The organism is Hydrogenophaga soli (genome assembly GCF_054777695.1).
This window is the reverse complement of sequence record NZ_BAAHAK010000001.1, coordinates 692,175-702,726: the sequence shown is the minus strand read 5'-3', so window position 1 is coordinate 702,726 and position 10,552 is coordinate 692,175. Positions and strand designations below refer to the sequence as shown.

Genomic DNA, 10,552 nt, shown 5'->3' with positions numbered 1-10,552 from the left:
CCACCACTTGGCTCACCACTTCCCCACCTTGCACGGCCACGGTGGAGGCGCTCATGGCCAGTTGGTTGGCCTGGCGGGCGTTGTCGGCGTTTTGTTTGACGGTGGAGCCCAGTTCTTCCATGCTGGACGCCGTTTCTTCCAGGGCGCTGGCTTGGCTTTCGGTGCGGCCCGAGAGGTCTTGGTTGCCTTGGGCAATTTGGTTGGAGGCGGTGGCCACGCCTTCCGAGCCTTGGCGCACCGAGGAGACCACGCGAATGAGGGCTTGCTGCATGCGTGCCAGCGAGGCCATCACGCTGGTGGTGTCTGTGGCAGAGACGTTCAGGCGTTCGCTCAGGTCACCGTCGGCCACTCGGCCCAGGGCGTCGGAGAGTTCGGAGGGCTCGGCGCCCAGTGCGCCCACCAGGCTTCGGGTGATCAAAGCCCCGGCCACCACGGCCACCACCAAGGACAACACGGCAATGCTGATGAGCAACGTGCGCTGGACGGCATACGACTCCTTGGCCTCGGCCACCAGCTTGCTGGCATTGGCGGTGCTCTGCGCCACGAACCCATCCACGGCGTTGTTCAGGGCCTTGAGCAGCGGTCGGCACTCGTCGTTCATCTTGGCGATGGCGGCCTCGTTCTGCCGGTTCAGGCCCAACTCCACGATGGCCTGGGCCACGGGGCCGTACTTTTGCTCCACCGCATCGATGTCGGCCACCAGGCGCTTGGCCTCGTCGCTCACCCCGGGTTGGGTGGCGATCATCTGCTTGAGTTGTGCCAGGTTCTTTCCGACACCTGCATGGGCCTTGGTCACGGCCTCTTTTTCGGCCTGCAAATCCTCGGGTTTGGTCACCAGCACGATGTTGCGTGCGGCAATGGCCCGGTCATTGACCACGTTCATCAGCTCGTTGGCGGTGGCCAGGCGGGCGTAAATGCCTTCCACAAAATTCTGGAACTCGTCATTGGCAACGCCCAATTGCCGAATGGCCATGCTGCCGATCAGCAGCACCATGGCGGCCAGTACGCCAAACGCCCACGTCAGTTTGGCTCGAACGGTCATGTTTTTCATCTTCATTGTCCCAATGAGTTTGGTTGATTCAACGCAGCATGTTCAGTATGGCCAGCGCCTGCGTATTTCTTTTGTCGATCGTCAACAAGTTTGACTTAAGGCAGGGCTAATGCCAAATCCAATGCCCCACGGATTCAGTGGGATGTAAGTCAACAGTCCAACGCCCTCTCCCCATCGACCAATCCCCCCTCAAGCCCCTCACAGCGAATCGGTTAGGCTAGCCGCCCTGTTTTGCACATTGCCTGATTGGAGACAGCCTTGAGTTCCCACCGCCTCGACAACCTTTCGCCTGCTGAACAGGCCCTGCGTGACGCCGCCTGCGACTACCACCGCAACCCGGTGCGCGGCAAGATCGCCGTCACCCCCACCAAGACCCTGTCCAACCAGCGCGACCTGTCGCTGGCCTACTCACCCGGCGTGGCCTACCCCTGCCTGGAAATTGCCGCAGACCCCTCCAAAGCCGCTGACTACACCAGCCGTGGCAACCTGGTGGCGGTGGTGACGAATGGCACAGCGGTGTTGGGCCTGGGCGACATCGGCCCGCTCGCCGGCAAACCGGTGATGGAAGGCAAGGGCTGCCTGTTCAAGAAATTTGCCGGTGTGGATGTGTTCGACATCGAGCTGGACGAGCGCGACCCCGACAAGCTGGTGGACATCATCGCCAGCCTGGAGCCCACACTGGGCGGCATCAACCTGGAAGACATCAAGGCGCCCGAGTGCTTCTACATCGAAAAGAAGCTGACCGAGCGCATGGGCATTCCCGTGTTCCACGACGACCAGCACGGCACGGCCATCATCTCCAGCGCCGCGCTGCTCAATGGCCTGGAACTGGTGGGCAAACAGATTGGCGACGTCAAGATTGCCGTCAGCGGTGCCGGGGCCGCCGCCCTGGCCTGCCTGGGCGTGATGGTGGGCCTGGGGGCCAACCCCAAGAACATCTACGTGTGTGACAGCAAGGGCGTGATCTACGAAGGCCGCCCCGGCGGTTACGACGAGTCCAAGGCCCGCTTTGCACAGGTGACCGAAGCCCGCACCCTGGCCGACGTGGTCAACGGTGCCGACGTGTTCCTGGGCTGCTCAGCCCCCGGCGTGCTGACCGCCGAGATGATGAAGACCATGGCCCCCAAGCCCATCGTGCTGGCCCTGGCCAACCCCGAGCCGGAAATCCGCCCCGAACTGGCCAAGGCCGTGCGCCCGGACTGCATCATCGCCACCGGCCGTTCGGACTACCCCAACCAGGTGAACAACGTCCTGTGCTTCCCGTACATCTTCCGCGGTGCACTGGACTGCGGGGCCACCAAGATCACCGAGGCCATGAAGCTGGCCTGCGTGCGCCAGATTGCCGACCTGGCCAAGGCCGAAACCAGCGACGAGGTGGCCGCCGCCTACGTGGGCAAGGAGCTGACCTTTGGCCCCGACTACCTGATTCCCACGCCGTTTGACACGCGCCTGATCCTTCGCATCGCCCCCGCCGTGGCCCAGGCTGCGGCAGACAGCGGTGTGGCGGCCCGCCCCATCACCGACATGGACGCCTACCGCGAAAGCCTGTCGCGCTTTGTGACGCAAACCGGCATCCTGATGCGGCCCATCTTCAACATCGCCAAAGCCGCCCCTGCCGACATCAAGCGCGTGGCCTATGCCGACGGCGAAGACGAGCGTGCCCTGCGTGCCGCCCAGATGGCCATCGACGACCACCTGGCCCGCCCCATCCTGATCGGCCGCCCCAGCGTGATTGCCGCCCGCATCGAAAAGGCCGGCCTGCGCATGCGCCTGGGGGTGGACGTGGAAAACGTCAACCCCGAAGACGACCCCCGTTTCCGCCAGTACTGGGAGACCTACCACCAGCTGATGAAGCGCAACGGAGCCAGCCCCGAGGTGGCCAAGGCAGCGGTGCGGCGCTCCAACACCATCATCGGTTCGTTGATGGTCAAGCTGGGCGATGCCGATGCCCTCATCTGCGGTCTGGGGGGGCTGTACACCACCCACCTGGAGCGCATCGACGCCGTGCTGGGCAAAGCACCGGGGGCCAACCTGTTTGCCGCCGTCAACGCACTGATGACCAACAACGGCCCGCTGTTCATCACCGACACCTACGTGAACGAAGACCCCACCGCCGAGCAGCTGGCCGACATTGCATGGATGTCCGCCCAGGAGGTGCAGAAGTTCGGCATCACGCCCAAGGTGGCGTTTTTGTCGCACTCCAGCTTCGGTTCGTCCAAGCGGGCGTCGGCGCGCAAGATGCGTGCGGCGCGCGACCTGTTCGTGGAACGCCACCCCGAGATTGAATGCGACGGCGAGTTGCACGGTGACGCCGCGTTGGACGAAGACATCCGCACCGCCTACAACGCCGACTCCACCCTGAGCGGCTCGGCCAACCTGCTGGTGTGCCCCAACCTGGATGCCGCCAACATCCTCTACAACGTGCTGAAAACCACCACCAGCGGCGGCGTGACCGTGGGCCCGGTGCTGATGGGTGCGGCCGCCACGGCCTACATCCTCACCCCCGCGGCCACGGTGCGGCGTGTGCTGAACATGACCGCCCTGGCCGTGGCCAGCCGGAGCCTGCAACGGCGCAGCCAAGCTGGCATTTAACTTGCTTAGCCCTTTATACCCCTGAGCGCAACCCAACCGCAGGAGCCCTCCATGTCCAAACGCCTTTTTCTCCAGTCTGCCGTGATGGCTGTGGCCCTGGCCACCCTGGGCACCGCCCAGGCACAGAGCAAGTCCATCAAATTCCAGCTGGATTGGCGTTTTGAAGGCCCTGCGGCCTTGTTCCTGCAGTCGGCGGCCAAGGGCTACTACAAGGACGCGGGACTGGACGTGGCCATCGACGCCGGCAACGGCTCGGGCGGCACGGTCACCCGCGTGGCCGCGGGCACCTACGACATGGGTTTTGCCGACATGGCGGCACTCATGGAGTTTCACGCCAACAACCCCGATGCGCCCAACAAGCCCGTGGCCGTGATGATGGTCTACAACAACACCCCGGCCGCGGTGTTGGCGCTCAAGAAGTCGGGCATCAGCAAACCCACCGACCTCAGTGGCAAGAAGCTGGGGGCACCGGTGTTCGACGCCGGGCGCAAGGGGTTCCCCATTTTTGAAAAGGCCAATGGCATCAGCAATGTGGCCTGGACGTCCATGGACCCGCCCCTGCGCGAAACCATGCTGGTGCGCGGCGACATCGATGCCATCACGGGTTTTTCGTTCACCTCGCTGCTCAACCTGGAGGCCCGAGGCGTCAAGGCCGAAGACGTGGTGGTCATGAACTTTGCCGACCACGGCGTGAGGCTGTACGGCAACGTCATCATCGCCTCGCCCAAGCTGCTCAAAGAGAACCCCACGGCCGTTCGGGCCTTCCTGGCTGCATTTGCCAAGGGCGCCAAGGAGGTCATGGCCAACCCTGAAGCCGCCATCGCCACCGTGAAGAACCGCGACGGCATCATCAACGTGCCACTGGAAACCCGGCGGCTGAAACTGGCCATCGACTCGGTGGTGGCCAGCCCCGATGCCCGCAAGGAAGGCTTCGGGCAGATCAACCCCTCCCGCATGGCGCTGATGGCCAGCCAGGTGTCCGACGCCTACAAAACCAAGAGCCGCATCGACGTGAACGCGGTGTGGACCTCGTCGGTGCTGCCCGACGCCAAGGATTTGGACATCCTGCCCAAAGCCAAGAAGTGAGTGGTCATGTCCCACCCCTTGGCCCCCGCTGAACGCCCCTTTGTCGAGTTCAAAAACGTCTGGCTGGCCTACAACGACGAGCTGTGGGCCAAAGGCCTGTTTGCGGTGGAGGACATCAACCTCTCGGTGGCCCAAGGGGAGTTCATTGCCATTGTGGGCCCCTCGGGCTGCGGCAAATCCACCTTCATGAAGCTGACCACCGGCCTCAAACGCCCCAGCAAGGGCTGCATCACGGTCGATGGCCAGCCGGTGGACGGCCCCTTGAAGATCTCGGGCATGGCCTTTCAGGCCCCCTCCCTGCTGCCATGGCGCACCACCCTGGACAACGTGCTGCTGCCCCTGGAAATCGTGGAGCCGCACCGCAGCCAGTTCAAGGCCAAACGCAAAGAATACGAAGCTCGGGCCTCGGCCCTGCTGGCCAGCGTGGGCTTGGCTGGCATGGAGAAAAAGTACCCCTGGCAGCTGTCGGGCGGCATGCAGCAGCGTGCCAGCATTTGCCGGGCCCTGATCCACGAGCCCAAGATGCTGCTGCTGGACGAACCCTTTGGTGCCCTGGACGCTTTCACCCGCGAAGAACTGTGGTGCACCCTGCGCGATTTGCAGGCGGCGCAGAAGTTCAACGTCATCCTGGTCACGCACGATCTGCGCGAAAGTGTGTTTCTGGCCGACACGGTGTATGTGATGAGCAAGGGGCCGGGGCGCTTTGTCGTCAAGCGCCACATCGACCTGCCCCGCCCCCGTGACCTGGAGGTGACCTACACCCCTGAGTTCACCGACATCGTGCACGAGCTGCGCGGCCACATCGGGGCCCTGCGCAAGACCGGGGCCTCCGCCGCCATCACGCAATGACGCCAGGAGCACGGTCTTGAACAAGAAACACATGGAACGCTGGGCCCCTTGGGTGCTGATGCTGTGCACCGTGGTGGTGTGGCAGGTGGTCTGCTCGGCCTTCAACGTGTCCGAGTTCATCTTCCCCAGCCCCTTGCGCATCTGGGAGCAGACGCTGGAACACGGCACCACCATCGCGGGCCATGCGTGGCGCACCTTCTGGGTAACCATGGCGGGGTTTGCCATTGCCATCGGAGTGGGGGTGTTGCTGGGCTTCCTGATCGGCAGCTCGCGCCTGGCCTATGCAGCCCTTTACCCACTGATGACCGCGTTCAACGCGCTGCCCAAGGCGGCCTTCGTGCCCATCCTGGTGGTGTGGTTCGGCATTGGTGTGGGGCCGGCGGTGCTGACGGCCTTCCTCATCAGCTTTTTCCCCATCATGGTCAACATCGCCACCGGGCTGGCCACGCTGGAGCCCGAGCTGGAAGACGTGCTGCGCGTGCTGGGTGCCCGCCGCTGGGACGTGCTGGTCAAGGTGGGGTTGCCACGCTCGCTGCCGTACTTCTACGGCTCCTTGAAGGTGTCCATCACCCTGGCGTTTGTGGGCACCACGGTGTCGGAGATGACCGCAGCCAACGAGGGCATTGGCTACCTGCTGATTTCTGCCGGGTCGTCCATGCAGATGGGCCTGGCCTTCAGCGGCCTGCTGGTGGTGGGCGCCATGGCCATGGCCATGTACGAACTGTTCAGCTTTGTGGAAAAACACACCACGGCCTGGGCACACCGGGGTTCCCACGGCGAATGAGCTGGCACGCCCGCCTTCAGCTGCACTACAGCCAGCGCGGGGGATCGTCCCCGGAACAGCCCTCGCGCACCGTGCTGGACTTTGAGCACGATGGCCCCTTGCGGGTGCTTCAAACCCTGTACCCCGAAGGCCCGCAGGTGTGCCACAACGTGCTGGTCCACCCCCCCGGGGGGCTGGTGGGTGGCGACACGCTGGACATCCATGTCCAGGTGGAACCCCATGCCCACGCGCTGGTGAGCACCCCCGGGGCCACCCGCTTTTACAAGACCGACACCGACTGGGCCACGCAGCGTGTGCACCTGAGCCTGGCCCCTGGCGCACGCCTGGAATGGCTGCCACTGGAGACCTTGGCCTACAACGGTTGCAAGGCCCGCAACCTGCTGAGCTTTGATTTGGCCGAAGGGGCGGAACTCATGGGCTGGGACATCACGGCCCTGGGGCTGCCCGCCACGGGACAGCCTTTTGCCTCGGGCTGCGTGGAACAGCAGCTGAGCTGGCCTAGCCACTGGTTGGAGCAGGCCCGGCTGGACGCCGCCGATGCCCGGCTGATGGACTCGCCCCTGGGCTTGGCAGGGCAACGCTGCCTGGGCACCTTCTGGCTGGCCAGCGGAACCCCATGGACCGCCGCGGAACGCCAACACCTGCTGGACGAGGTGCGGGCCGTGCTGCCCACCACCCTGCACTGCGCCGCCACCAGCCCCCATCCCCACCTGCTGGTGATCCGGTGCCTGGCCCCCATGACCGAGCCCGTGCTGACCGGGTTTCAGGCCGCCTGGAAGGTGTGGCGACACCAGGCCTGGCAGATGACATCCACCCCACCCCGCATCTGGCAGGTGTGACCCCATCAGCCCCAGTGCAGCGCTGATACCATGCCAGGCAATTCGGCATGCGCGGTCTTGGCGTCACAAGCCCACGCGCAGCCCGACAGACCACAAGGTTCGAGACACACATGCAGGTGTTGCACGCACGGATGGCGCGACCCGGGAGATGGACCTGGTTGCTGGGGTTGGTGCTGGCGTTCATGCTGGCACAGGCCCGTGCACAGGAGACGCCAGTCCATCCATCGTCCGCCCCCCATCGCGCGGACCGCCCCTACACCCTGGGTGTGTTTGCGTTTCGCCCCAAGCCGGTCATGCAGGAGCGGTACGGCGAGCTGGGCCGCTACCTGTCCCAGCACCTGGGTGGCGTGCCGGTGCGTGTCCTGCCCATGAGCGACGGAGAGTTGGAAGCCGGACTGGCCCGCCACGAACTGGACTTTGTGCTCACCAACCCCACGCACTACATCAAGCTGCGGGAGACGGGCCAGCTCTCCGGCGCACTGGCCACCGTGGTGGCCAAGCAGGGAGACCGCAGCGTGCACGGCATTGGCGGGGTCATTGTCCGGCGCGCGGACCGCAACGACCTCCAGAGCCTGAACGACCTGAGCCACAAACGCATTGCCATTGCCGGTCGCCACTACCTGGGAACCTTCATGGCCCCCGCCGCAGAGTTGTTGCGCCATGGGGTGGACCTGGACACCATCACCTGGGTGGAAACGCGGCAGCCAGTGGATCAGGTCATTTCCAGCGTGCAAGCGGGTCGGGCCGATGCCGGTTTTGTGCGCACCGGTGTGCTGGAAGACCTGGAGCGGGAAGGCGTGCTCCAACCCGATGAACTCAAGGTGGTTCAGCCCCTGCATCACCCGGGATTCCAGGACCGGGTGTCCACCCGCCTGTATCCGGAGTGGCCGTTTCTGGCCGTGGTGGACGTGGACCGGGACGCCAGCCAGAAGGTGGCCGCGGCCTTGCTGGCCCTGCGCCCTGCCGATGCGGCGGCGCGGGCCGCCGACATCCAGGGGTTCTCCATCCCCGCCGATTACTCATCGGTGGAACAGGCCATGCGTGACCTTCGCATGGAGCCTTTCCACAGCCTGCCCTCCTTGAGCTGGCAGGATGTGTGGCACCGATACCGGGTGTGGATCGTGGGTGTGCTGGCGCTCACCGGGGCAGCCCTGGTTCTGGCCCTGAACCTGCACCTGCAGCGCCGACGGCTGCTGCACACCCAGGCCAGGCTGGCCGCCGAGCACGACAAGCTGCAATCCACCACCAACCGCCTGAACCAGGTGATGGCGTCCAGCCCCGTCATGTTCTACACCTTGCGGGTGCAACGCCACATGACCGAACTCACCTGGTTCAGTGACAACACCCAGCATCTGTTGGGCTACACCGCCGAACAGACGTTTGAACGCACCTGGTGGCGTGCGCATGTGCACCCCGACGACCTGGGGCGCGCCGTTGAAGGCCTGCGGCAACTGCACCTGCTGGGCAACCTGCGCCAAACCTACCGTTTTGCCAACGTGGAAGGCCAGTACCGCTGGTTCGACACCGACGTGCGGCTGCTGCCGGGCACCCAATCAGGTGCCATGGAGGCGCTGGGGGTGTGGCGTGACATCACCAACGAAAAACTGCAACAAGACCAACTGCGCTTGGCCGCCAGCGTGTTTGCCAACAGTTACGACGGCGTCATCATCACCGATGCACAACACCGCATGCTGGACACCAACCCGGCGTTCACCCGCATCACCGGATGGGCCCACGATGCCGTGCAGCAGCGCCCCCTCACGGCGCTGCTGGCCCCGCTCCAAGCCCCCGAAGCCGACCCATGGCCGCCCCTGATCGACACCCTGGCCCGCCACGACCACTGGGCCGGGGAGTTGAGCTTGAAGGGCCCGGGCGACCGGGTGCTCAACTGCGCGGTGTCCATCACCGCCGTGCACAACACCGACCAGCAGATCACCCACCACGTGGTGGTGTTCACCGACATCAGCCACCTCAAGGCCCACCAGGCCGAACTGGACCGATTGGCCCACTACGACGCCCTGACCGGGGTGCCCAACCGCCGCATGCTGCTCGACCGGCTGGCCCAGGCCATCGAGCGGGCCCGGCGCCACCACCATTGGCTGGCCGTGTGTTACCTGGACCTGGACGACTTCAAACCCGTCAACGACCGCCTGGGCCATGCGGTGGGCGACCAGTTGCTCATCCGCATGACGGAGCGGCTGCACAGCGTGCTGCGCGCCCACGACACCCTGGCCCGGCTGGGGGGCGACGAGTTCGTGCTGCTGCTGACCGACATGACCCAGCCCGACGAGTGGCGAGGCATCGTTGACCGGGTGTTGCAGACCGTGCAGCAACCCGTGCAGTTGGATGCCGCCACGGCCCATGTGTCGGCCAGCGTGGGCATCACGGTGTTCCCCGACGATGAATCGGACGGTGATGCCCTGCTGCGCCACGCCGACCAGGCCATGTACCAGGCCAAGCAGGCCGGACGCAACCGGGTGCACCTGTTCGACCGCGCCCTGGACCGCGAGGTGCAGGCACAGCGGGAGCAGCTCTCCCGCCTGAAACAGGCCCTGGCCCAGCAGGAACTGCTGCTGTACTACCAACCCAAGGTGGACCTGGACACGGGCGCCATCGTCGGAGCCGAGGCGCTGATGCGCTGGCAGCACCCCGAGCTGGGCCTGCTGGCACCCGGGGCCTTCTTGTGGCAGGTGGCCGGCAGCGACTTCGAGGTGGAACTGGGCGAATGGGTGGTGCGCACCGCGCTGGCCCAGGTGGCAGCCTGGAAGGCCCAGGCCCTGCCGTTGGATGCCGAGTTCTGCGTCAGCGTCAACCTCAGTGGGCACCAGTTGCTCAAACCCGGGTTTGCCCTGTGGTTGCAGCAAACCCTGGCGCAACACCCGCAGGTGAGCCATGGCGAGCTGGAGCTGGAAATCCTGGAAAGCGCCGCCCTGGCCGACACCCGCCTGGCCGCCCGGGTGATGGCGGAATGCCGCACCTTTGGCGTGCGTTTTGCGCTGGACGACTTTGGCACCGGCTACTCGTCCCTGGCCTACTTCCGCACTCTGCCGGTGGACATGATCAAGATCGACCAGAGTTTTGTGCGCGACATGCTGCAAGACCCGGACGACGCCGGCATTGTGCAAAGCGTGGTGTACCTGGCCCACGCCTTCCACCGCCCCGTGATTGCCGAAGGCGTGGAAACCCTGCAGCACGCCCACGCCCTGCTGCGCCTGGGGTGCCACCTGGCGCAGGGCTATGGCATTGCGCACCCCATGCCCGCCGGGCAGTGGGCGCAGTGGGTGGGCGATTGGAACGAACGCAAGCCCTGGGAGAACTTCCGCCACGGCGTCGGCGGCTGAGCGCTGCGGC

7 protein-coding genes are annotated in these 10,552 nt (G+C 65.2%); 6 read left to right on the top strand and 1 reads right to left on the bottom strand.

Annotation, left to right across the window (positions count from 1 at the left end):
- Positions 1–1,042 (bottom strand): methyl-accepting chemotaxis protein (locus ACYVB7_RS03155; protein ID WP_460505098.1); only part of this gene is annotated, 1,042 nt, incomplete at its 3' end.
- A gap of 267 nt (positions 1,043–1,309) precedes the next feature.
- On the opposite strand from ACYVB7_RS03155, the gene ACYVB7_RS03150 reads away from it, so the two are divergent.
- The 6 genes from ACYVB7_RS03150 (at position 1,310) to ACYVB7_RS03125 (ending at position 10,542) form a co-directional block, all read left to right on the top strand.
- Positions 1,310–3,643, top strand: a complete 2,334-nt coding sequence (locus ACYVB7_RS03150; RefSeq protein ID WP_460505097.1) for an NADP-dependent malic enzyme — start codon at positions 1,310–1,312, stop codon at positions 3,641–3,643.
- A gap of 51 nt (positions 3,644–3,694) precedes the next feature.
- Positions 3,695–4,729 (top strand): ABC transporter substrate-binding protein, encoded by a 1,035-nt coding sequence (locus ACYVB7_RS03145; protein ID WP_460505096.1) that lies wholly within the window; start codon positions 3,695–3,697, stop codon positions 4,727–4,729.
- A gap of 6 nt (positions 4,730–4,735) precedes the next feature.
- Positions 4,736–5,578, top strand: a complete 843-nt coding sequence (locus ACYVB7_RS03140; protein WP_460505095.1) for an ABC transporter ATP-binding protein — start codon at positions 4,736–4,738, stop codon at positions 5,576–5,578.
- A gap of 16 nt (positions 5,579–5,594) precedes the next feature.
- A complete protein-coding gene (locus ACYVB7_RS03135; RefSeq protein WP_460505094.1) occupies positions 5,595–6,362 on the top strand; it encodes an ABC transporter permease in 768 nt (255 codons plus the stop codon).
- Complete coding sequence (locus ACYVB7_RS03130; RefSeq protein ID WP_460505093.1) at positions 6,359–7,201, top strand: urease accessory protein UreD; 843 nt, start codon at positions 6,359–6,361, stop codon at positions 7,199–7,201. The genes ACYVB7_RS03135 and ACYVB7_RS03130 overlap by 4 nt, the downstream gene beginning before the upstream one ends.
- 110 nt (positions 7,202–7,311) lie before the next feature.
- Positions 7,312–10,542 (top strand): EAL domain-containing protein, encoded by a 3,231-nt coding sequence (locus ACYVB7_RS03125; protein ID WP_460505092.1) that lies wholly within the window; start codon positions 7,312–7,314, stop codon positions 10,540–10,542.
- The last annotated feature ends 10 nt before the right edge of the window (positions 10,543–10,552 follow it).